This is a genomic window from Acuticoccus kandeliae (genome assembly GCF_003073115.1).
In genome coordinates this window covers 127,213-147,626 of record NZ_QBBV01000006.1, presented here as the reverse complement: position 1 = coordinate 147,626, position 20,414 = coordinate 127,213, and the positions used below count along the sequence as shown (strand labels likewise).

The following is a 20,414-nucleotide window of genomic DNA, read 5'->3' as shown; positions in this document are numbered from 1 at the left end:
GTGTGCGTCCTGCACTCCCGATCGTCGATCAGCGGGCGCCTCCTCCTTCCAGTGCGGCCTTGAACAGGGCGACCGCCCGCGCTCTGTGCGAGAGGGGCCTTTCGCCGCCGTGCTTCTCCTCCGAGCTCATCTCGCCGAAGGTCCGTCCATCTCCGTCCTGCGGGACGAATATGGGATCATAGCCGAAACCGAGACCGCCGCGCGGTGCATCGGTGATGTGCCCGTCGCAACGGCCTTCGAAAAGGAGCGTCTCCGCGCCGGGCCGCGCGAGGGCGAGGACGGCGACGAACGCCGCGCCGCGCGCCTCATCGGTGGTGGCGTCCGCCGTCGCGAGCTTGTCGAGGACGAGGCCCATCGCCATGCCGAAATCGCGCGGCTCGCCGGCCCAGCGGGCCGAATAGACGCCGGGGTCGCCGTTCAGCGCCTCGACCGTCACGCCCGAATCGTCGGCGAGGGCGGGCAGGCCCGTCGCGCTCATCGCCGCCACGGCCTTCAGCTCGGCGTTGCCGGCGAAGGTCGTCTCCGTCTCCTCGGGCTCCGGCAGGCCGCAATCGGCCGCGCTCATCACGGTGATGCCCATCGGGGCGAGAAGCTCGCGGAATTCGCGCAGCTTGCCCTCATTGTGGGTCGCCAGGATGAGGCGGTCGCTGATTCCGAGGCGGTCCTTCGTCATGCCACCGTCATTTTCTGAAGTTCGACGAGCTGCGCAATCCCCGCCGAGGCGAGGTCGAGGAGCGCGTTCAGCTCGTCGCGCGTGAACGGGACGCCCTCGGCCGTGCCCTGGACCTCCACGATGGTGCCGGCCCCGGTCATCACGAAGTTCGCGTCGGTGTGGGCCGACGAATCCTCGGCATAGTCGAGGTCGAGCACCGGGCGGCCCTCGACGATCCCGCACGAGATCGCCGCAACGTGATCGGTGAGCGGATTGCCCATGATCATCCCGGCGTTCTTCATATGCGTGATGCAGTCCGACAACGCGACCCACGCCCCCGTGATGGCCGCCGTACGTGTCCCGCCGTCCGCCTGGATCACGTCGCAATCGACGCTGATCTGCCGCTCGCCGAGCGCCTCGCGGTCGACGATGGCGCGCAGCGAGCGGCCGATGAGGCGCTGGATCTCCTGCGTGCGGCCCGACTGCTTGCCGGCCGACGCCTCGCGGCGCATGCGCTCCTTGGTGGCGCGCGGAAGCATCCCATATTCAGCCGTGACCCATCCGGCACCGCCGCCGCGCAGCCAGGGCGGCACCCGCTCTTCGAGCGAGGCGGTGCACAGGACATGGGTGTTCCCGAATTTCACGAGGCAGGAGCCCTCGGCATATTTCGAGACGCCGCGCTCCAGGCTGACGGCCCGCATTTCATCGCCTGATCGGCCGTCGTGTCTCATGTCGAATTCTCCTCCCGTTCGGGAAAGACCGTTGGCATATTAAATGCCGGGACGATAGGCCCGGAGGGACCCACCTTTTAGGAGGTTAAGGGACGACTATGCACTTGGTGGACGCGACGATGGATGCCATCGAGCTCGACGAGCGCTCGCAGGACATTTTTCGTCAGATCGTGGAAGCCTATCTTGCGAGCGGCGAGCCCATCGGTTCGCGGTCGATTTCGCGTGCGTTGCCGCACAAGCTCTCGCCCGCCTCCGTCCGCAACGTGATGAGCGACCTTGAGCAGCTCGGCCTGATCTACGCGCCGCACGTCTCGGCGGGGCGTCTTCCGACCGATCGCGGGCTGCGCTTCTTCGTGGACGCGCTGCTGACGGTCGGCGAGCTGACGCCGGACGAACGGGTCGGCATCGACCAGCAGGTCTCCGGCAGCGGGTCTGACGCGGTGGACGCGGCGCTGACGAAGGCGTCGATGGTGCTGTCGGGCCTGTCGAGCGGGGCGGGCGTCGTCCTCACCAACACGGCGGACCTGCGCCTCAAGCACATCGAGTTCGTCTCCCTCGATCCGGGCAAGGCGATCGTGGTGCTCGTGGGCGAGGACGGGTCGGTCGAGAACCGCATCGTCAATCTGCCGGCCGGCCTGCCGCAGTCCGCGTTGCAGGAGGCGTCGAACTATCTGAACGCGCACATCCGCGGCCGCACGGTCGGCGAGGCGCACTCGATCATCGAGCAGCTCGCCGTCGACGCGCGCGCCGCGCTCGATTCGCTGACACAGAAGCTCGTCGAACAGGGCATCGCGACCTGGAGCGAGGCGTCGAACAAGGGGCCGGGGACGCTGATCGTCCACGGGCGCGGCAATCTGCTGCAGAACCTGGAAGTGCGCAGCGATGTCGAGCGCGTGCGCCAGCTTCTCGACGACCTCGAGACCAAGCGCGACCTGATGCAGCTCCTCTCCCTCACCGAGGAAGGCGAGGGCGTGCGGATCTTCATCGGCTCGGAGAACAAGCTCTTCTCGCTGTCCGGCTCGTCGCTGATCATCTCACCCTATCGGGACAATCAGCAACGCACGGTTGGCGTCCTCGGGATCATCGGGCCGACCCGGCTCAACTACGCGAAGATCATCCCGGCGGTCGATTATACCGCTCAGGTTGTCAGCAAGCTTATGAAATAAAGCAACCTACGAGCAGGCTTGCGAGTTTATTTCGCAAAACGCATCTGATTGGGATAAGGTATTGCGGTCCAATCGATTGCGGAGTCGTGTACGTGGCGTATCGATCGGCACAGGCGACGCGCGCCACACGAGGCGGATGATCCGCCGGGGAGACATTGATGATGAAGCATCTTTTGGCGATCGCCCTGATCGCGGGATCCATGGGGACCGCGTTCGCGCAAGAGGTTCCACGGATCACCGTTCGCCCCTATGGAGACGGCGCCGGCGGCCAGGGTTATGTGGGTCCCTACGGCCGGAACCTTCCGGGCGTGGCGATGTTTGCCGGCCGCGCGGTCGACCTTTCGCCGCTGGCGGCGTTCGGCGGCGTCCCGGTGCCGAGCCTGCAGAAGATCGAGAACGAGGCGACCTACAATCCCTCGCGTCTGCCGATCCTCGATGGCTATCAGGGCACCCTCGGCTACGGCATTCCGTTCTAAGGGCTGATGCCCGCACGCGCGGCGGGGCCCCGGCTTGGCGGCCCCGCTCGGCGCTCCAGTGAACGCGACGGCAGCGCCCACGGATGGCGCGCGGACCGATCGAAAAGACGCTCGGCGACACGACGCGTAATTTAATCAGAATGTCGCCTTGCAGGCCGGAGGAGATGCTCCGATAAGGGCGGCGAAAAAAGAGCGGTTCTGCCAGGTCGTCCTGGTCCTTCCGCCCGTCGCTCCAGCACCGAACGGACCAAGCCATGGCCTTTTTGTCCGACACGTTATCGCGCGTCAAACCCTCTGCCACGATCGCCGTCACCACCAAAGCGGCCGAGCTCAAGCGCGCCGGTCGCGATGTGATCGGCCTTGGCGCCGGCGAACCCGACTTCGACACGCCCGAGAACGTCAAGGAAGCCGGGATCCGCGCGATCCGCGAAGGCAAGACCAAGTACACCGCTGTCGACGGCATGCCCGAGCTGAAGGAAGCGATCTGCCAGAAGTTCGCGAACGAGAACAAGCTCATCTACACGCCGGCCGAGATCTCCGTCGGCACGGGCGGCAAGCAGGTCCTCTACAACGCGCTGATGGCGACGCTGAACCCCGGTGACGAGGTCGTCATCCCAGCCCCCTATTGGGTGAGCTATCCCGACATGGTGCTCCTCGCCGGAGGGACGCCGGTGCCGGTCGATGCGGGGCTCGACACGAACTTCAAGGTCACGGGCGCGGCGCTCGAGGCGGTGATCACGCCGAAGACGAAGTGGCTGATCCTCAACTCGCCCTCGAACCCATCGGGCGCGGCCTACACCTATGACGAGCTGAAGCAGCTCACCGATGTCCTCGTGAAGCACCCGCACGTCTGGGTGATGACCGACGACATGTATGAGCACCTCGTCTATGACGATTTCACCTTCTACACGGTCGCCGAGGTGGAGCCCGCGCTGAAGGACCGCACCCTCACGGTCAACGGCGTCTCGAAGGCCTACGCGATGACCGGCTGGCGCATCGGCTATGCCGGCGGCCCGACGCACCTCATCAAGGCGATGGCGAAGATCCAGTCGCAGTCGACCTCGAACCCGTCCTCGATCTCCCAGTGGGCGGCCATCGAGGCTCTGCTCGGCCCGCAGGACCATATCGCGGCGAACAACAAGATCTTCCGCGAGCGGCGTGATCTCGTCGTCGCGATGCTCAACCAGGCGCGCGGCATCCGCTGCCCGTCGCCGGAGGGCGCGTTCTACGTCTATCCGAGCTGCGAAGGCGTGATCGGGCGCAAGGCGCCGTCAGGCAAAGTGATCGAGACGGATGAGGACTTCGTCACGGAACTGTTGGAAACAGAAGGCGTTGCCGTTGTCCAAGGTTCTGCATTCGGGTTGGCCCCCCACTTCCGGATCTCCTACGCGACGGCGACGTCGGCACTGGAAGAGGCTTGCCAACGCATCCAGCGGTTCTGCGGAAACCTGTCATAACCACGCCGCTGGCGGCTAGAAGGACGGTTCGCGATGTTACGGATGATCTCTGCGGCTTTATTGGCAATCGGGACGGTGTGGGCGGCAGCGCCCGCCCATGCTGAGTTCGGTGTGCGCGTCGGCATGCTCACATGCCACGTGGACCGCGGCTACGGCCTCATCCTCGGATCGCGCAAGACGCTCGGCTGCACGTTCCGTCCGCTCCGCGGCGGCCACGAGCCCTATGAGGGCTTCATCACCAAGATCGGCATCGACGTCGGCGAGACCGGCGGGAGCCAGATCGCCTGGGCCGTCTTCGCCCCGACGACGCAGCTCTCCCCCGGCGCGCTCGAGGGCCGCTATTATGGCGTGACCGCCGAGGCGACGCCGGGCGTCGGCATCGGCGCGAACGTGCTGATCGGTGGCTTCGACCGGTCGATCAACCTCCAGCCGATCTCGGTGCAGGGGCAGGTCGGCGCTAACCTCGCGGCCGGTGTCGCGGGTCTGCGCATCCGGTCGGTGAACCCCGGCCCGCCGCCCGTCTACAAGCCCTGAGGCGCCACGGGCCCGTCCACCAGGACGCGGCCCGCGGACGATGGCAAGCGACGATTGTCGCCGCTGGGTGCCCCGTGCGCCCGGCGGCGTTTTCGTTTGGGGGCGGGGTTTACTCGGCCGCCTCGTCGCGCGCGGCGAGCCAGGCTTTCCGGTCGCGCCGGTGCATGCTGTAGAGGGCGGGCAGGTTGGCGACGATGCCGAGATAGCGCCCGCCGAGCCGCTTCGGCTCGGAGGCGGCGCGGTAGACCCATTCGAGGCCCGTCCGGCGCATCCAGGTCGGCGCGCGGCGCACCTCCTCCGACAGGAAGTCGAGCCCGGCGCCGATGCCGAGGAACACCCCGTGCGGGACGGCGCGGGCCATCTTGTTCGCCCAGATCTCCTGCTTCGGCGCGCCGAGGGCGACGAGGATGAGGTCGGGCGCGGCCTTCCGGAGGAGGTCGACGAGCTCGTCGTGGAGCGTCGCGTCCTTCTCGAAGCCGAAGGGCGGCGCGTAGACGCCGCGGATCTCGAGGCCCGGATTTTCGCCGACCAGATAGTCCCGCGCGCGCTCCAGCCGCTCGATGGTGGAGCCAAACAGGAAGACGGAGCGGCCCGCATCGGCCGCCGCCTTCATCAGCGGCGCGATCATGTCGGAGCCGGTGACGCGCTCCTTGAGGGGGACGCCGTCATGCCGGGCGACCCAGACGAGGGGCATCCCGTCGGCGGTGACGAGGTCGGCCTCGCTGTAGACCCGCTGAAACTCGGCATTGTCCCGAAGCTTCATCACGTGGTCGAGGTTCGCGGTGATCACCGTGCGCGCCGGCGGGCCGCCGGCCCACGCGATGATCCGCTCAATCACCGCCTCGGGCGTCGCGACGGCGACGGTGATGCCGAAGACGCGGGCTTCCGGGAAATCTGGGAGAGGGGGGGCGGGCGGCACGGAAACGGGTCCGGTCGGCGTCGGGTCGGTCATCGGGCGCTCTGCGCGTTCGCGGGGAAAGGGCGGAGAGGGGTGGCCGCGGGCGGCACCGAATGCGACCGCCATCTCGGGAGCGTCGCATGATGGTGTGGACGAAAAAAGGCCCGGGCGTACCCGGGCCTTTCGATGCGCATGAAACGGAGCGGCTGGGCGCGGGTCAGACCCGCGTGGAGCCGAATTCCGGATAGGCGTGGACACCGACTTCGGACGTGTCGAGACCGATCGCTTCTTCCTCCGGCGTCGCGCGCAGACCCGTGACGGCGGCAAGGATGAGCCAGACGATGAGGCTCGAGAAGAAGGCGAGGGCACCGACGGAGACGACGCCGATGAACTGGACGTAGTAGGTCGCGTCGGAGTTCGACAGCGGGACGATCATCGTGCCCCAGATGCCGCACACGAGGTGGACCGGGATGGCGCCGACCACGTCGTCGATGCGGATCTTGTCGAGCAGCGGCACGAAGATCACGACGAACACGCCGCCGATACCACCGATCATCGCGGCCTGAGCCATGGTCGGGGCGAGCGGTTCCGCGGTGATCGAGACGAGGCCCGCGAGCGCGCCGTTGAGCGCCATCGTCACGTCGACCTTCCGGTAGAAGAGCTGGGTGAGGATGATGCAGACGATCACGCCAGCCGCCGCGGCGGTGTTCGTGTTGACGAAGATCTTCGCGACGGAGGACGCGTCCTCGATCGTGCCGAGGGCGAGCTGCGAGCCGCCGTTGAAGCCGAACCAGCCGAGCCACAGGATGAGCGTGCCGAGCGTGGCGAGCGGGATCGAGGAGCCCGGCATCGGGTGGATCATGCCGTTCTCGCCGAACTTGCCGTGGCGGGCGCCGACGACGATGGCACCGGCGAGAGCCGCCCAGCCACCGACCGAGTGCACCAGCGTCGAGCCGGCGAAGTCGGAGAAGCCCATCTGGTCGAGCCAGCCCGTGCCCCACTCCCAGGAGCCGGTGATCGGATAGAGGATACCGGTCAGGAAGACGGTGAAGATGAGGAACGGCCAGAGGCGCATGCGCTCGGCGATGGTACCGGACACGATCGACGCCGTGGTGGCGCAGAAGACCATCTGGAAGAACCAGTCGGACGCGGCGGCATAGTCACCCGTGTCGGCCGACGGATCGGGGATCACCTTCATGGACCAGGTGCCCATGTAGCCCGAGAGCTCGGCGATATTGTCGGCGACGTTCACATTCTCATACATGAGATTGTAGCCGAGCAGCCAGAACATGATGCCCGCGATCGAGTAGAGCGCGATGTTCTTCAAGCACTGCATCGCCGCGTTCTTCGAACGCACGAGGCCCGCTTCCAGCATGGCAAAACCAGCCGACATGAACATGACCAGGAAGCCGGCCATGAGGAAGAGCAGCGTGTTCAGGATGTACGGGTAGGGATCGGGCGCGGCCTCGGCAGGCGCCGCCTCGGCGGCCGGAGCCTCCGCAGCAGGGGCCTCAGCTGCGGGCGCAGCCGCGTCCGCAGCGGGTGCCGCGGGCGTCGCGTCCGGGGCAGTCGTCGTCACGGCGGGGGTCTCCGTCGTGGTCGTCGTGGAGGTGGAGTCGGCTTGCGACCACGCCGCCGTCGCCGTGAGCGCAAGCGCGAAGCCCGCTCCGGCGATCTTCCAAAGTAATGTATTCTTCATGAGGCTGTCCGCGAGAGAGGAAGGAAAGGTTACAGGGCTTCGGCATCCACCTCGCCGGTGCGCACGCGCACGGCGGTGTCGAGCGTGTAGACGAAGATCTTGCCGTCACCAATCTGACCGGTCTTCGCGCTTTGCTGGATCGCATCGATCACACGCGGAACCGACTCGCTCGTCACGGCCACTTCGATCTTAAGCTTCGGGAGGAAGCTCACGGCATATTCTGTACCGCGGTAGACCTCGGTATGGCCCTTTTGCCGGCCATAGCCCTTCACTTCGGTCACCGTCAGCCCTGCAACGCCAATGGCCGAAAGCGCATCACGCACCTCGTCCAGCTTGAAGGGCTTGATGATCGCCATCACAATTTTCATGCGCATTCCCTATGTCTCCCCGGCGGGCTCGGGGCGCCCGACGGCGGTCAACACACGCGCTTTACAAGACGTGTGCCAACCGTGAGCGCCGCGATTGCACGTCTCCTGTACACGGGAAGTGCTCAAAGAAAAAGCAATTGCCTATCCAGTTGGCGGCATGATCCCCGCGAATGCAGCCTCTTCCGCCATTCGCGGCGAAGCGATAGCGTCGCACCCGTCGATTCTGCGGAGGCACAATGGCGTACTGGCTCTTCAAGTCCGAACCGAACACATGGAGCTGGGACGACCAGGTCGCGGCGGGGAAGACGGGCACCGAATGGGACGGGGTCCGCAACTATCTGGCCCGCAACCAGATGCGGGAGATGAAACGCGGCGACAAAGGCTTCTTCTACCATTCGGTGGACGCGAAGGAGATCGTCGGCATCGTGAAGGTCATCAAGACCGTCCATCCCGACTCCAAAGACGACAGCGGCACCTGGGAATGCGTCGACATCGCCGCCGTGGAGCCGCTGAAGCGCCCCGTCTCGCTCGCCGAGGTGAAGGCGACGCCCGAACTCGCCGAGATGGCCCTCGTCAAGAACATGCGCCTGTCCGTCCAGCCCGTCACCGAGGCGGAATGGAAGACGGTGATCGCCATGTCGAAAAGCTGAGATTGTATGGAGGCAGCGGAGTTCGTTCGCGCCAACACCCTTCTCGGCACACCCTCCCACGTGCCGGAGCTGCGCCTCCATCTCGCCGACGAGGCGCTGCCGCTCTGGCAGAAGACGGAGGATGAGCTTTCCGAGACCGGCCTCCCGCCTCCCTTCTGGGCCTTCGCCTGGGCCGGCGGACAGGCCCTCGCCCGCTACGTGCTCGATCATCCCGACCTTGTCGCCGGTCGCACCGTGCTCGATCTCGGCGCGGGCAGCGGCATCGCCGGGATCGCCGCGAGCCTCGCGGGCGCGCGCCGCGTCGTCCCGAGCGAGCTCGACGCCTTCGCCCGCGCCGCGATGGCGATGAACGCCGCCGCCAACGCGGTCTCGCTCGAGCCCTGCGTCGGCGACCTCCTCGACGGGAGCGCCGACGCGGACGTGATCCTCGCCGGAGACATCTTCTACGAGCGGCCCCTCGCCGAGCGCGCCTTCGCCTTCCTGCGGCGCGCGCAGGCGGCGGGCGCGCTGGTGCTGATCGGCGACCCCAAGCGCTCCTACCTCCCGGCCGACGCGCTGGAGGCTCTGGAGACGTACGCGATCTCCGTGCCCCTCGCGCTCGAGGATTCGGACGTGAAGCGGACCACCGTGTGGCGCCTCAAGCCGTGAGGCCTCATGCGATCGTGAACAGTTCGCGCGTGGCCTTCCGACAAGCCCGCCGACAGACTCGGCGGACCCGACAGAGGAGCACGACCATGCCGATCCTCAGGGCCGCGATGCTGACCATCGCGGCGCTCCTCGCCTACGTGCCCGCTGCCAGCGCCTGCGGCCCTGACACCGACTGCACGATCGGCGACCGGACCTATCGGATCGCGGTGCCGGAGGGCGAGGGCCCGTTCGGCGCGATCCTCTTCATGCACGGCTATCGCGGGACGGCCGAGGGCGTGATGAAGCACAAGGAGCTGCGCGAGGTTGCCGCCGAGCGCGGCCTCGCCCTCGTCGCCGCCAAGTCGGGCGGGGAGGACTGGCTGATCCGCAACGCCCCGCGCAAGGGCCTCACCGACGATGCCGCGGAGCTCGCCTATTTCGACGCGCTTCTGGATGCGCTCGTCACCGAGCACGAAATTGACCCGGACCGCATTCTCGCGACGGGCTTCTCGGCGGGCGGGATGATGACGTGGACCCTCGCCTGCCGCCGCCCCGACCGGTTCAAGGCGTTCCTGCCGATGTCCGGCACCTTCTGGGCCCCCCTGCCGGACGACTGCACCCCCGAGCCGGTGGACCTCGTCCACATTCACGGCACCGCCGACACCGTGGTGCCGATCGCCGGGCGCGCGATCGCCGACACGAGCCAGGGCGACGTGCGCGACGCGATCGCCCTTTTCGGCACGGCCGGCGGCTACGACCGGCCCCCGCTGCGCCGCGTGCCGCCCACCGATCTCGGCCTCGCCTGCACCGGCGCCGCGCGCGAGGACGGCAAGGCCCTCCTCTACTGCCTCCACGATGGCGGCCACATGTTCCGACCCGAATGGGTCGCCTGGGCCGCCGACACCTTCCTCGCCCCATGACGCGCCTCGCGCTCGCGATCGCGCTCCTCGCCGCGCTCCTCCAACCGGCCGCCGCCGAGGATCTCGCGAGCCGCACCTTCGGCGCCGTCGCCGCCCCCTCCCCTTCACCCGCCCGCGCGGTCGGAAGCTATTCGCGCGGCTGCATCGCCGGCGCCGCGCCGCTCGCGATCGACGGGCCGCACTGGCAGGTGATGCGCGCCTCGCGCAACCGGAATTGGGGCCACCCCGCGCTCGTCGCCCTCGTCGAGGATCTCGGCGTATCGGCCGCGGCGCTCGGCCTCGGCGGCGTTCTCGTCGGTGATCTCAGCCAGCCGCGCGGCGGTCCGATGCCCTATGGGCACGCGAGCCACCAGATCGGCCTCGACGCCGACATCTGGTTCCAGCCGATGCCGGAGCCGCGCTTCACCGAGGCCGAGCGCGAGAGCCTTCCCTTCCGCACCGTCCTCAACGCCGCCGCCTCCGACGTGGACCCCGCGCGCTTCACGCCCGCCTACGCCGCGCTCCTGGAGCGCGCGGCGAAGGACGCGCGGGTCGAGCGCATCTTCGTCCATCCGCTGATCAAGAAGACGATGTGCGCGGCGACGGAGGGCGCACCCTCCCGCGACTGGCTCGGCAAGATCCGCCCCTGGTACGGCCACCACGAGCATTTCCACGTGCGGATGGGGTGTCCGGCCTCATCCAAGGCGTGCCAAAGGCAGGCGCCACCGCCGAAGGGGGACGGATGCGGCGAGGCCCTCGCCTACTGGTTCACCCCCGCCCCCTACACGCCCGACCCCAAGGCGAAGCCGAAGCCCCCGCTCACGATGGCGGGGATGCCGCGGATCTGCCGCCTCCTCGCCGAGGCGGGACACGTCGCCCGTCCCCGCCCGCGGCCGTTCCTCGATCAGGCGGCCGTGCCGACCCCCGCAGGACAGGCGACGCCCGTCCCGCCGAGCCCGCAATAGCCGTTCGGCACCTTGTGCAGATATTGCTGGTGCTCCGGCTCGGCATAGTAGAAGGGCGCCTCGCCATCGATGGTGGTGGTGATCGGCCCGTACCCCGCCTTCTTCAGCGTCGCCGCGTAGGCGTTGCGAATCGCCTCGGCCGCGTCTTTCTGTTCCGGCGTCGTGGTGAAGATGGCGGAGCGATATTGCGTGCCGACATCGTTGCCCTGGCGCATCCCCTGCGTCGGGTCGTGCCCCTCGAAGAAAATCCTGGTGAGCGTCTCGAACCCGACCACGCCCGGGTCATAGACGACGAGCACGCCCTCGGTGTGCCCCGTCCGGCCCGAGCAGACCTCGCGATAGGTCGGGTTGGGGGTGAAGCCGCCGACATAGCCGACCGCCGTCACCGTCACGCCCGGCGTGCGCCAGAAGAGGCGCTCCGCGCCCCAGAAGCAGCCCATGGCGAAGACCGCGCTCTCGCACCCGGGCCATGGCCCCGCCATCGGCGCGCCGTTGACGGCGTGCCGCGCAGGAACCGGCAGGGGCGTCGCGCGGCCGGGCAGCGCCTCGGCCTCCGTCGGCAGCGCCACCTTCCGTGCGAATCGCGAAAAGAGCCCCATCGCCCGCCTCCCCACTATCTCGGACGATAGATGAGCTGGGCGATGAGGAGGATCAACGTCGCGAGGATGAAGAGGGCGAGCCAGGCCGGCAGGCGCAGGACGACCTGCATGGCGGGGTCCCAGAGATCGGGCGCGGTGCCGAGGAGCCAGGCGTGAAACGCCTCGAACGAGGACTGCGACGTCAGGTACCAGAGGTCGCCGAGCGGGGTGAGAACCAGGCTGTCGGTGAAGACGGACTGATAAATGTCGTGGAAACCTGCCGCGAGGGCAGCGATGACGGTGACATAGCCGAGGATGCGGAAGGGGAGGCTCAAGAGCCACAATATCCCGGACACATTCAATCCTTCCCTTGACAAGATGGGGCGTCCTGGTGTGCCAAGACCGCGTAAGTACCCCCTTAACGCAGCGCACGAGGTCTGCTAAGCGGGGCGCTCGCACGGAGGGGTGGCCGAGTGGTCGAAGGCGCACGCCTGGAAAGTGTGTAGGCGGGAAACCGTCTCGAGGGTTCGAATCCCTCTCCCTCCGCCACCGCATCAGTTCGAACCGTTCTCCGCTTGCCGGGTGATCGCTAAAAGCGCCACGGTCCGCGCCGCCTCGCATCAGAGCTGTTGACTGCGGTTTGATCCGAATGGCGCTATCTCGTTCTCTCGGCGGGTCCGTTCTCTCAAGCTGTTGACTTCACGGATCTAGTCAACAGCTCGGATCGCCGCTCCTGGCTTGATCTTGTGGCCAGCCGCATCACTCGCTTTTTGCATATCCACTCGGTAGGCGTTCGGCGCTGCGATCGAACTCGCTTCGGACGTATCGCGGAAAGTCGGGCAATCCTCCACTCTGTAGCTTCTGACTTATTCCGGCAGTTCAGCCGACTTGGGGCGCGAATTGATCGACGCTGGCCCTTCCTCTCAAAACTCGCAAAGCACCGCGGCTTCGAGGGCCCGGGTTTCGCGAGATGGTTTTGGGGGTCGATACCTTCGACTGAGTCGGGGCGCCCTCGATAGGTGATGGCTACACGCGAAAACGTCCATTTTGAGACGTTGCCCTGTCACTTGGGGCCAGCATGGGATGCCTCCCGCCGACGCGGGAGCGGATCGCGCTCCTTGTGGAGGTCAGCACATAGAACGAGCAAAAGGTATACGCTAAGGTTGCGACATCATCAGCAAGGAAGCGTGAGTTTAGCGATCCATTGGTTCAAGGCCGTATTATGCCATCGTTCGAAACGCAAGTGTCCTCATTATCAACGGCTGATCGAGTAAGTCTGATTAAAAAATGCGTAAATCTACTAGTTGATCACATTTCGGGCGTAATTCTACTAGAGCAGACTAATAAAATTATATTCAGGAGCAGGGAGTTTAGAGCTGAGCGGCTCGGCCGAGCAGGCGTTGCGGTTAGTCGATTACGCTGGCCATTGCTGCGGGCGGAGATCATTGAAACGCAATCGGTGTGGGACAGTAAGTTCGATATTGATACGATTGCGCTACCAATGATCGCATATCTACTGGATGACAAGCACGTTCTCGCCACTCTCAAACAAGAGACTTTTGACGGCCACAACACCTATGTTGCGCCGCCGCGAGATCTGTCACAAGATGACCCCGACTATGAACAAGTGATGGCAGCGCTGCGTAAGCATCATCGCGACTTTGCCCAATCGCAGGCTGATCGCGGCGAGAAAGAATTGCGAGCTATAATCGCCGAGATCCGCACCGAAGCCAAATCAGATCGCATTCGTGGGTTTAGGAACTTCCGCATGCGCTCTGCCCATCTTGTTATTCAGACACGCGCCGAACGTGGTGCACCTGGCGGCATCCCAAAAATCACATTCGACGATGCATCCGACATATTGGAGTGCACTATCACACTGACCGAGCGGCTTTATTGCTGGGTCTGCGGAACCAGCTTCGACATCTCCACAGACGTGCGCCGTATCGAGGAGGAACATGCCAAAGCCCTTTGGCTGCAATATCTGCGGCCACTCGACGAAGCCTAGAAACGTACTCGGTTCAGCAACCTCTGCTGGCTGATTCGCTGCGCTCGGCCTCCGCCGGACGCACGGATTGCAAAAGCGTGGTGCGCGAACGTCCTTCTAGCCCCTCAAAAACGGTCGATTCTGCGAGCCGTCGAATGTCTGCATACGGGACGATGCCCCATTGAGCTTGCGCAACTGTTCAGGGTTCAAGAGAGACGCGGAAGGGACCGATGCTCCCTCCCGCGTTCTGGGGTCCTCGGGGGGACGGGCGCCCTTCCACAAATCCGATTACCCACCTCGCCAACAGACCGGGGTACGGCCCGTGCTGTTCAACGATCGGCCGTCAGTTGATCGCCGAATTGACCCTCCCCATTGGGGGCTGGGGCGACTCGAAGCTCTCGAAGAAGTAGGAAACTGGAACGCCGAGGAGCTGTGTAAGGCGGGCAAGATACTTAGCCCGTACCCTCGTAGCGCCATCCTCAAACTCGACGAGCTGGTGTGGAGGTAGCCCGAGCTTGAGTGCAACCTCATCGACTGACAGCTTGAGAAGCCTGCGGCGGCATCGAAGTTTTCTGCCGATATGTCGATCTAGGTCTGCCGCTCGATTTGTCTCGCTCTTCGCCTGCGTTCGCATCGCTGCCCTGTGTCGTCCTCGAATAAGCTGACAATGAAGCTACTAAAGCGTGTGACGTACGGCAACTAAAAATTGCTTTAGTTGGAGGCTGACCCAACAAAGTTGACGGGAGGCCTCGCGGGGTCGAAAGGAGAGGCGCTAGGAGGCGACCTCTCAAATGGTTGTTCGAGTACCTGTCACAACGGCGAAGCACGTAAGGGATTTTTGTCGGTCCATCAGTTCCGATGCCAAGCCGCTCCTGTTGACGATCGATCCCGATCCGGCCGCGGTCGCTCGAAACTGCTTCGTGAACGTGAAGGAGAAGGTCGAGCGCGACGGGGGGAGAATCGTCTACGGATGGACCATCTGGGAGTACCCAGGTGTTTTTATCGAGGCGGAGCATCACGCAATCCATCGTGACGGTGAAGATCGATTGCGCGACATTACGCCGGCCGATCCGGGGGAGGGGCATCAGCGCCTCTTCCTCCGGGATGACACGCATCCCTTCGACTTTGAGAGGCCTTGGGCCCATCTCGACAATGTCAGACAAGCGCTATCGAAAGACCCTCTGATCGATCGCCTATTCGAGTTGTCGGCCGAGCGGCACAAGCTCTTCGCATCACTCGGCGCTGTCGGATTGGTGCAACTGCCCGACGATGTCGCTGATCAGCTCATGCACATCGGAGCCAAGCACGATCAGGCTCTATTCGACATCGGCATGAAGTACACAGGGGTGAATGATCCCTGTTTCTGCGGAAGTGGACGTAAGTTTAAGAAATGTTGCCGTGACAGGAGCTAAAGTATTTGTTTGTAAATCGTCGTTCATGGTCGTGGTATATTTGAGGAAGAATTCGAAGTTCTTAAGCTCTGAACGGCTGATTTAAGCTGATCCGATGGTAACTTGGAATAAAGCCTATAAAATCCGTCGACTATATTATTGATGGAGATAAATTTATAATTATTTTGGTACAGTTGAGTGGTCCTGTACTTTAGCTTAAAATAATCCGCGACAAAATCAAAAATGGGCAATACTTGATGTTCAGCAAGACGATCAGGGGTCGCCGCTACATCAACGCGGCGCTGCCTAACGTCAATGTGCTTGAGTATTTGACTCATGTATCTAGACATCATGAAAATCGTTGGATGATTCATCGTATAAAACAAGCGGTGTGAGCGGTAGAAGCGGTTTATCAATTCTACGCCCTTGACCGGAGCATCTGCCTCTCTGTGTCCCAGCTCAGTGAGCGCCTGGTCATGTACGCCAAACAGGCCAAGCTCTTCGAACCCATCGGGTGAGAACTTCGAAACGCACTCTGTAGCCGATAGCCCGCGTCGGAATGCTTCGAGGACAACGATGCTGTGATAGGGCAGGGGGCCTGAAAGGCGGGATGCTCGAGCGCCGACATAGCAACAGTCTGGCGTCAAACCACGGTAGTGGAGGTTCGTGACGAGGACCAGCTTCTGTCCAAACCGTTGGTTCAGTGCGGCCGGCGTGAGAAGCGGGCGCGAGTTCGGCTGTGAGAATACAAAGTCGGCATTTTTGGCTTCATCCAGGAAGCGTTCCTGCGCAACCGGATCGTCCCACCCTGGGTGATCGAGCCTGAATTGAGTAATATCGACGTCCGCAATGGCTCTCTGAAGGTAGTCTGCTGTCGGCTGTGACTGACAGTTTTGAATCGTAGCGATCTTCAATCTCTGTTACCTTAATGCCTTAGTCGGAATCGCGCCGGCCATGCAACTTATCGGCGGAGTGTCACTTTCTCGGCGTAGCCGGTGGCAACCCTGCGCTGTAGTTTCTTTTCCACTGCCCTGTCAGAAAACGCGTCCATGAAAGCCTTGCCGCTCTCGGCGATGCGACGACAGTGTTCGTGATGCTCCCGGCACCATTCAAACACTTCTTCGAGGTCAGATAGGTCTGCCTTGACCGGTACGTAGTGCGTGAACGGTCTGAGAAAACTTTCGCAGGCCCAAGATTCGACTGTCGGGTGAGGCATAATGACAACTGAATTAGATGCCAACATCCATTTGAGCGATGTCGCCACATCGTTGCCTTCCAAGCAAAGTAGGTATTTGGCTTGTAGTTGATCGCGCATGCTCATGCGATCTTTAAGGAAGGGTTCAAATTCGCTGGTCTTTAAGTTGCTGTCTGATATGTTTTCGGTTAAGGCCGAATAACCTATATCTATATCGAGAGTTTTGAGGTTTGGCGATACATCTGGAATGAACGCACGACTGCTAGGGGGCTGAAGCGGAGAATTCATTTTGAAATTGCCGGTGGTGGATCCCCGCCAGACCAAGCGATCCTCTTTTTCGCCAAAGGGAATATCCCACTTATTCAGATCACGAATCGCCCCGAAATGAAGTTCGCGCTTCAGTGGTAGAAGAATCGAGTTGCCAGGATGCCGCAGATCTCGGCTCTTGCAAAAGGTCGGGATCTTGAATGAGGCCCTGCTGTCTCCCGGAAAAACTGTAAAGTTCCCGTCGAGTTCATGTTCGGCAAAGAGCTCAATTACGGGAGTAAGGTAGTAGCCAATAATTCTTGGAAAGCGCTCTTCTCCGTAGGCGCGCATGAGCTTCGGGCCGGCAGGTTGATTGAGGGCACAATTGACGACTTCATCAATGTTGATGTGCCTGTTTGCCATAAGGGCTGGGAAACTGTCAGGCACATGGAACTCGCCGCGGACCATGTGCTGGAGGCCTGCCAAATAAAGCGCACGTCGCCGCTTCGGCGTCGGAACGTCGGTCTCGGCGAACTTACTTATCGCATCCACAACTCTGCACCTTCTCTCATTCCCGGGAGCGAGCAATGGCGCGGCCTTCTAGGGAGCTCGCCCCTACGCCTGACCCCGAGAGAGCTCGCCATAGCCCAATCTCGCACTTCAGAACAGGGCAACAGGGCGGACGAGTGGTCCGTCTCGCGGGGTGCATGGATATCGGTTCGGCCCGTCCAACTATTGGGTTCCCAGCGTGAAGCGGGATGTCACTTCGAACGGATCAAGTTGAAGAACCTCTACGGCAACGACTCTTCCGGTTAACGGCAGCATGTCATCAGCGAGCGTGTCCATCTCGCTGATTGGGGTTTCAGTCCTCCAAGGGAATTTGACGAGGGGATCCCAATACACCATCGAGAGCTGACGGCTCGGCCAATCCTGTTGAATCGCGCCGATTATTCTGCGGTGCAGGTTCATCAAATCCACCGTGCTCACTGCGCGGAGGAACAGAAATGGGTTCCTGCTCGGTAGCCAACCGAGCCTGGTGAACCTGATTCGACATTGCCGCGCCCCGACTAGAGTGGAGCGCAAGGAATGACCTGCCTTCGGATCTCTCTGAAAAGTGGCGACCGGGATATGCGGGGGGTATGGTGTCCAAGAAAAGGGCGGCAGAAGCCCTTGCTGCTCCAAGCGATCCTCTAGGCGCGAGATTTGGGCGGTCAGCCGGGGGTCGAACCTGAGGGTGATGGCGGTTTTCATGCTTCATCCTCGTTTGGCCCCAACAATCTAAGCGATAGAACTCGGTCGCTCCATGGCAGAAATCCAAATTGCCGCCGGGTTTGACGGAAACGACGCCACGAGGGCCGAAGGCCACGCACTCAAACTCGGCTACGACAATCTCCTACGTCCTGACCTGCCCCGCTAATTTCGGACCAACAATTCCTTGAGAGGCTGCCCTCCGGCATGGAGGGAAGGATGCGCAAGTCGAGATTCACGGACGAGCAGATGGTGTCGATCGTGCGGGAGGCGGATCGTGACACGACGCCGACGGTGGCCAAGCGGCACGGTGTCAGCGAGCAGGGTCTCACCCAGCGCAATTCCCAGGAGACAGTATGAGGGACGCCTGTTCCTGCCAATCTAGGGAGAAGCGACCTGTTAGTTTTCGGAGATCGAGTGCGCTGGTTTTCGTTCCGTTTATGGCGTCCTCGATAAGCATCGGCGCCAACAAGGTCAGCTTAAGCACACGGCTCACATATGCCGGATCGAGCCGTTCCGCCTTCGCTAACTCCCGTAGCGTCGCGTGTTCACCGCTCTCCAGCATGCGCTGCCAGCGGTACGCCCGTGCGATCGCCTTGACGAGTGCGTTGTCGATCTCACCGACCGAGGGCGTCCCCGGAGCTAGCTCAGTCCCGTCTGGCGCCACGATGCGTTTCCGACCACGTCGCCGCTTGAACGTGATCGGCACAGTCACGGTGATCGTGTCTGCGAACATTTCGCTCACGCCGCCAGCGACTCCCGCGCCGCCATCTCGTGCGCTACGCCCGATAGACCGTCGACCCGCAGCCGAATAGCGAGACCGTCGACCCCGATCTCCACCCGCTCCACGAGCAGCTGGACAAGACGCGCCTGTTCAGCTGGAAACAGCTCGTCCCATAACGGATCGAGGGCATGCAGTGCCGCGCGCACCTCGGCCTCCGTCGTGTCCTCATCCTGCTTGCGGGCTTCTCGCCATGTCCCGACGATGATTTCGGGCTGGCGGAAGATGACGCGCAGCTGGTCGATGACGGTGCGCTCGATTTCGCCAGCCGGCACACGCCCGATGGGGCAGGCATCCGGCCCGCGCTTCAGGATCGCCTGGCTGACATAGTACCGGTAGAGCTTGTTACCCTTTGTGGTGTGGGTCGGGGAGAACGCCGAACCGTCGGGCCCGAACAGCAGCCCTTTGAGGAGTGCTGGGGTCTGTGCCCTGGTCCGTGGTGCCCGGGCGCGTGGGCTCTCCCGCAGGATCGAATGCACCTTCTCCCAGATCTCGACGTCGATGATGGCCCGGTGCTGTCCGGGGTAGGCGGTGCCCTTGTGAACGATTTCGCCGAGGTAGATCCGATTGTTGAGGATCTTGTAGATCGCCCCCTTGTCGATCGGACGGCCGCGCTTCGTGGTGAGGCCCTCGGCCTGGAGGGTCTTCGCGAGGAGTGTGGTGGATCCGAGTTCGAGGAAGCCCCGGAAGATCCGTCGAACTGTCGCGGCTTCAGTCTCGATCACAACGAGCTTGCGGTCCTCGACGTCATAGCCGAGCGGCGCCCAGCCGCCCATCCACATGCCCTTCGCCTTCGAGGCTGCGACCTTGTCACGGATGCGCTCGGCGGTGACCTCGCGCTCGAATTGAGCGAACGAGAGCAGGATGTTCAGCGTCAGCCGGCCCATCGATGTGGTCGTGTTGAACGACTGCGTGACGGACACGAATGTCACGCCGTTGCGGTCGAACACCTCGACGAGCTTGGCGAAGTCAGCGAGGGAACGGGACAGACGGTCGATCTTGTAGACGACCACGACATCCACGAGTCCGTCCTCGATATCGGCGATCAGCGCCTTCAGCCCGGGCCGCTCCAGCGTGCCACCTGAGAAACCGCCGTCGTCGTACTGGCCGCGCAGCAGCACCCAGCCCTCGGAGCGCTGGCTCGCGATGTAGGCCTCGCAGGCCTCGCGCTGCGCATGGAGTGAGTTGAACTCCTGCTCCAGCCCTTCCTCGGAGGATTTGCGGGTGTAGACCGCGCAGCGGCGCTTCAGCTTGATTTCGGGCTTCGCCATCATGCCGTCCGCCGTTGATTCTTGAGGCCGAAGAAGACGAGGCCGTTCCAGCGCGTGCCGGTGATGGCGCGGGCGATGGCCGAGAGGGACTTGTAGGGCCTGCCCTGCCATTCGAAGCCCTCGGTGAGGACCGTCACCGTGTGCTCCACCCCCTTCCATTCGCGGATGAGGCGTGTGCCGGTGATGGGCCGGTCCCGATGGTCGGCACGCTTGCGGCTCTTGGCCCGATCCCCGCCATCAAGTTCCTCGCCGAGCCGCTCCAGCCGGCGGACGGTCTCGGGCTTGAGGCCGCCATAGGCGAGCTCCTGGATGCGATACGCGAGCCGGCTCTCCAGATAGCGGCGGTTGAAGGCGGGCGGCTCGCTGTCGAAGAGGTCGCGCCATTGCTTTTTCAGCTCGGGCGTCGGGGTGGTCTTCAGAGCCGCGAGGCGGGCAGGGATCGAGTCGGTCATGCGTTTCTCCGAACGGACGGGTTCGCACCACCGCTCTGGTCGGGCGAGAAGTGAAGTCCGAATTCTCCAGGCTCCGCTGGTGTCTCGCGGTCGCGGAGGCGAAGGCGGATGATCCCGCGGGCGAGGATCGCGCAGACTTCGCC

Annotated in this window: 24 protein-coding genes, 1 tRNA gene and 1 pseudogene; 12 read left to right on the top strand and 14 right to left on the bottom strand. The window is 63.6% G+C overall.

Annotated features, from left to right (window positions below; genetic code table 11):
- Positions 1-28: 28 nt before the first annotated feature.
- Positions 29-673 carry an RdgB/HAM1 family non-canonical purine NTP pyrophosphatase gene (gene rdgB / locus DBV35_RS28650; RefSeq protein ID WP_108663834.1) on the bottom strand — a complete coding sequence of 215 codons (645 nt, stop codon included), beginning with the start codon at positions 671-673 and terminating at the stop codon, positions 29-31.
- Positions 670-1,383, bottom strand: coding sequence for a ribonuclease PH (gene rph / locus DBV35_RS28645; RefSeq protein ID WP_108663833.1), 714 nt, complete (start codon positions 1,381-1,383; stop codon positions 670-672). Before rph ends, rdgB begins: the two co-directional genes overlap by 4 nt.
- A gap of 119 nt (positions 1,384-1,502) precedes the next feature.
- Here rph and hrcA point away from each other — a divergent pair, with 119 nt between their 5' ends.
- The 4 genes from hrcA to DBV35_RS28625 all read left to right on the top strand — a co-directional run bounded on the left by hrcA (position 1,503) and on the right by DBV35_RS28625 (position 5,016).
- The gene (hrcA, locus tag DBV35_RS28640) at positions 1,503-2,549 is read left to right on the top strand and encodes a heat-inducible transcriptional repressor HrcA (RefSeq protein ID WP_108663879.1); all 1,047 of its coding nucleotides are present in this window, start codon (positions 1,503-1,505) and stop codon (positions 2,547-2,549) included.
- Positions 2,550-2,710: 161 nt separating this feature from the next.
- Entirely contained in the window at positions 2,711-3,025 is a 315-nt protein-coding gene (locus DBV35_RS28635) for a hypothetical protein (protein ID WP_157962060.1), read from the top strand.
- 254 nt (positions 3,026-3,279) lie between these two features.
- The gene (locus DBV35_RS28630; protein ID WP_108663831.1) at positions 3,280-4,482 is read left to right on the top strand and encodes a pyridoxal phosphate-dependent aminotransferase; all 1,203 of its coding nucleotides are present in this window, start codon (positions 3,280-3,282) and stop codon (positions 4,480-4,482) included.
- A gap of 33 nt (positions 4,483-4,515) precedes the next feature.
- A complete protein-coding gene (locus tag DBV35_RS28625; RefSeq protein WP_108663830.1) occupies positions 4,516-5,016 on the top strand; it encodes a DUF992 domain-containing protein in 501 nt (166 codons plus the stop codon).
- 109 nt (positions 5,017-5,125) lie between these two features.
- Here DBV35_RS28625 and DBV35_RS28620 read toward each other — a convergent pair whose 3' ends face one another.
- From DBV35_RS28620 to DBV35_RS28610, 3 genes are all read right to left on the bottom strand, one after another.
- Complete coding sequence (locus DBV35_RS28620) at positions 5,126-5,968, bottom strand: WecB/TagA/CpsF family glycosyltransferase (protein WP_157962058.1); 843 nt, start codon at positions 5,966-5,968, stop codon at positions 5,126-5,128.
- Between the two features lie 163 nt (positions 5,969-6,131).
- Positions 6,132-7,613 (bottom strand): ammonium transporter, encoded by a 1,482-nt coding sequence (locus DBV35_RS28615; RefSeq protein WP_108663828.1) that lies wholly within the window; start codon positions 7,611-7,613, stop codon positions 6,132-6,134.
- Between the two features lie 29 nt (positions 7,614-7,642).
- The gene (locus DBV35_RS28610) at positions 7,643-7,981 is read right to left on the bottom strand and encodes a P-II family nitrogen regulator (RefSeq protein WP_108663878.1); all 339 of its coding nucleotides are present in this window, start codon (positions 7,979-7,981) and stop codon (positions 7,643-7,645) included.
- Positions 7,982-8,217: 236 nt separating this feature from the next.
- Here DBV35_RS28610 and DBV35_RS28605 point away from each other — a divergent pair, with 236 nt between their 5' ends.
- The 4 genes from DBV35_RS28605 (at position 8,218) to mepA (ending at position 11,122) form a co-directional block, all read left to right on the top strand.
- Positions 8,218-8,631: an EVE domain-containing protein gene (locus DBV35_RS28605; RefSeq protein ID WP_108663827.1), complete on the top strand. Its 414-nt coding sequence runs from the start codon at positions 8,218-8,220 to the stop codon at positions 8,629-8,631.
- 6 nt (positions 8,632-8,637) lie between these two features.
- Entirely contained in the window at positions 8,638-9,279 is a 642-nt protein-coding gene (locus tag DBV35_RS28600) for a class I SAM-dependent methyltransferase (RefSeq protein ID WP_108663826.1), read from the top strand.
- Between the two features lie 86 nt (positions 9,280-9,365).
- Positions 9,366-10,178, top strand: a complete 813-nt coding sequence (locus DBV35_RS28595) for a CE1 family esterase (protein WP_211100072.1) — start codon at positions 9,366-9,368, stop codon at positions 10,176-10,178.
- Complete coding sequence (gene mepA, locus DBV35_RS28590) at positions 10,175-11,122, top strand: penicillin-insensitive murein endopeptidase (protein WP_245944136.1); 948 nt, start codon at positions 10,175-10,177, stop codon at positions 11,120-11,122. The genes DBV35_RS28595 and mepA overlap by 4 nt, the downstream gene beginning before the upstream one ends.
- Here mepA and msrA read toward each other — a convergent pair.
- Both msrA and DBV35_RS28580 read right to left on the bottom strand, forming a co-directional pair.
- The gene (msrA, locus tag DBV35_RS28585; protein WP_108663824.1) at positions 11,062-11,721 is read right to left on the bottom strand and encodes a peptide-methionine (S)-S-oxide reductase MsrA; all 660 of its coding nucleotides are present in this window, start codon (positions 11,719-11,721) and stop codon (positions 11,062-11,064) included. The two genes, mepA and msrA, sit on opposite strands and share 61 nt — an antisense overlap.
- 14 nt (positions 11,722-11,735) lie before the next feature.
- The gene (locus tag DBV35_RS28580) at positions 11,736-12,035 is read right to left on the bottom strand and encodes a hypothetical protein (RefSeq protein WP_108663823.1); all 300 of its coding nucleotides are present in this window, start codon (positions 12,033-12,035) and stop codon (positions 11,736-11,738) included.
- Between the two features lie 124 nt (positions 12,036-12,159).
- On the opposite strand from DBV35_RS28580, the gene DBV35_RS28575 reads away from it, so the two are divergent.
- A tRNA-Ser gene (locus tag DBV35_RS28575) sits at positions 12,160-12,249 on the top strand.
- 877 nt (positions 12,250-13,126) lie between these two features.
- Entirely contained in the window at positions 13,127-13,708 is a 582-nt protein-coding gene (locus DBV35_RS30435) for a hypothetical protein (protein ID WP_157962054.1), read from the top strand.
- A gap of 322 nt (positions 13,709-14,030) precedes the next feature.
- Here the strand turns inward: DBV35_RS30435 and DBV35_RS31510 are convergent, their stop codons facing one another.
- On the bottom strand, positions 14,031-14,321 hold the full coding sequence (locus DBV35_RS31510; protein ID WP_108663822.1) for a helix-turn-helix domain-containing protein: 291 nt from the start codon (positions 14,319-14,321) through the stop codon (positions 14,031-14,033).
- A 241-nt stretch (positions 14,322-14,562) separates the two neighbouring features.
- On the opposite strand from DBV35_RS31510, the gene DBV35_RS28565 reads away from it, so the two are divergent.
- Complete coding sequence (locus DBV35_RS28565; RefSeq protein ID WP_157962052.1) at positions 14,563-15,099, top strand: YecA family protein; 537 nt, start codon at positions 14,563-14,565, stop codon at positions 15,097-15,099.
- Positions 15,100-15,122: 23 nt separating this feature from the next.
- Here DBV35_RS28565 and DBV35_RS30430 read toward each other — a convergent pair whose 3' ends face one another.
- From DBV35_RS30430 to DBV35_RS30790, 3 genes are all read right to left on the bottom strand, one after another.
- A complete protein-coding gene (locus tag DBV35_RS30430) occupies positions 15,123-15,992 on the bottom strand; it encodes a WcbI family polysaccharide biosynthesis putative acetyltransferase (protein ID WP_157962051.1) in 870 nt (289 codons plus the stop codon).
- A 47-nt stretch (positions 15,993-16,039) separates the two neighbouring features.
- Complete coding sequence (locus DBV35_RS28560) at positions 16,040-17,071, bottom strand: glycosyl transferase family 90 (RefSeq protein WP_108663820.1); 1,032 nt, start codon at positions 17,069-17,071, stop codon at positions 16,040-16,042.
- A gap of 180 nt (positions 17,072-17,251) precedes the next feature.
- The gene (locus DBV35_RS30790; protein WP_205648929.1) at positions 17,252-17,488 is read right to left on the bottom strand and encodes a hypothetical protein; all 237 of its coding nucleotides are present in this window, start codon (positions 17,486-17,488) and stop codon (positions 17,252-17,254) included.
- A gap of 498 nt (positions 17,489-17,986) precedes the next feature.
- Here DBV35_RS30790 and DBV35_RS28550 point away from each other — a divergent pair.
- Positions 17,987-18,091: pseudogene (locus DBV35_RS28550) on the top strand (transposase); the annotation flags it as partial.
- A 4-nt stretch (positions 18,092-18,095) separates the two neighbouring features.
- Here DBV35_RS28550 and DBV35_RS28545 read toward each other — a convergent pair.
- From DBV35_RS28545 to DBV35_RS28535, 3 genes are read right to left on the bottom strand one after another with little or no spacing between them, the layout of a single operon-like run.
- A complete protein-coding gene (locus DBV35_RS28545) occupies positions 18,096-18,503 on the bottom strand; it encodes a hypothetical protein (protein WP_108663817.1) in 408 nt (135 codons plus the stop codon).
- A gap of 5 nt (positions 18,504-18,508) precedes the next feature.
- Positions 18,509-19,819: a recombinase family protein gene (locus DBV35_RS28540; protein ID WP_108663816.1), complete on the bottom strand. Its 1,311-nt coding sequence runs from the start codon at positions 19,817-19,819 to the stop codon at positions 18,509-18,511.
- Positions 19,819-20,271 carry a DUF2924 domain-containing protein gene (locus DBV35_RS28535; RefSeq protein WP_108663815.1) on the bottom strand — a complete coding sequence of 151 codons (453 nt, stop codon included), beginning with the start codon at positions 20,269-20,271 and terminating at the stop codon, positions 19,819-19,821. Before DBV35_RS28535 ends, DBV35_RS28540 begins: the two co-directional genes overlap by 1 nt.
- Positions 20,272-20,414: the final 143 nt, after the last annotated feature.

Coding starts and splice junctions, on each gene's coding strand:
- rdgB (WP_108663834.1), bottom strand. CDS start 673: ATGACGAAGGACCGCCTCGGAATCAGCGACCGCCTCATCCTGGCGACC.
- rph (WP_108663833.1), bottom strand. CDS start 1,383: ATGAGACACGACGGCCGATCAGGCGATGAAATGCGGGCCGTCAGCCTG.
- hrcA (WP_108663879.1), top strand. CDS start 1,503: ATGGATGCCATCGAGCTCGACGAGCGCTCGCAGGACATTTTTCGTCAG.
- DBV35_RS28635 (WP_157962060.1), top strand. CDS start 2,711: ATGAAGCATCTTTTGGCGATCGCCCTGATCGCGGGATCCATGGGGACC.
- DBV35_RS28630 (WP_108663831.1), top strand. CDS start 3,280: ATGGCCTTTTTGTCCGACACGTTATCGCGCGTCAAACCCTCTGCCACG.
- DBV35_RS28625 (WP_108663830.1), top strand. CDS start 4,516: ATGTTACGGATGATCTCTGCGGCTTTATTGGCAATCGGGACGGTGTGG.
- DBV35_RS28620 (WP_157962058.1), bottom strand. CDS start 5,968: ATGACCGACCCGACGCCGACCGGACCCGTTTCCGTGCCGCCCGCCCCC.
- DBV35_RS28615 (WP_108663828.1), bottom strand. CDS start 7,613: ATGAAGAATACATTACTTTGGAAGATCGCCGGAGCGGGCTTCGCGCTT.
- DBV35_RS28610 (WP_108663878.1), bottom strand. CDS start 7,981: ATGAAAATTGTGATGGCGATCATCAAGCCCTTCAAGCTGGACGAGGTG.
- DBV35_RS28605 (WP_108663827.1), top strand. CDS start 8,218: ATGGCGTACTGGCTCTTCAAGTCCGAACCGAACACATGGAGCTGGGAC.
- DBV35_RS28600 (WP_108663826.1), top strand. CDS start 8,638: ATGGAGGCAGCGGAGTTCGTTCGCGCCAACACCCTTCTCGGCACACCC.
- DBV35_RS28595 (WP_211100072.1), top strand. CDS start 9,366: ATGCCGATCCTCAGGGCCGCGATGCTGACCATCGCGGCGCTCCTCGCC.
- mepA (WP_245944136.1), top strand. CDS start 10,175: ATGACGCGCCTCGCGCTCGCGATCGCGCTCCTCGCCGCGCTCCTCCAA.
- msrA (WP_108663824.1), bottom strand. CDS start 11,721: ATGGGGCTCTTTTCGCGATTCGCACGGAAGGTGGCGCTGCCGACGGAG.
- DBV35_RS31510 (WP_108663822.1), bottom strand. CDS start 14,321: ATGCGAACGCAGGCGAAGAGCGAGACAAATCGAGCGGCAGACCTAGAT.
- DBV35_RS30790 (WP_205648929.1), bottom strand. CDS start 17,488: ATGAACCTGCACCGCAGAATAATCGGCGCGATTCAACAGGATTGGCCG.
- DBV35_RS28545 (WP_108663817.1), bottom strand. CDS start 18,503: ATGTTCGCAGACACGATCACCGTGACTGTGCCGATCACGTTCAAGCGG.
- DBV35_RS28540 (WP_108663816.1), bottom strand. CDS start 19,819: ATGGCGAAGCCCGAAATCAAGCTGAAGCGCCGCTGCGCGGTCTACACC.
- DBV35_RS28535 (WP_108663815.1), bottom strand. CDS start 20,271: ATGACCGACTCGATCCCTGCCCGCCTCGCGGCTCTGAAGACCACCCCG.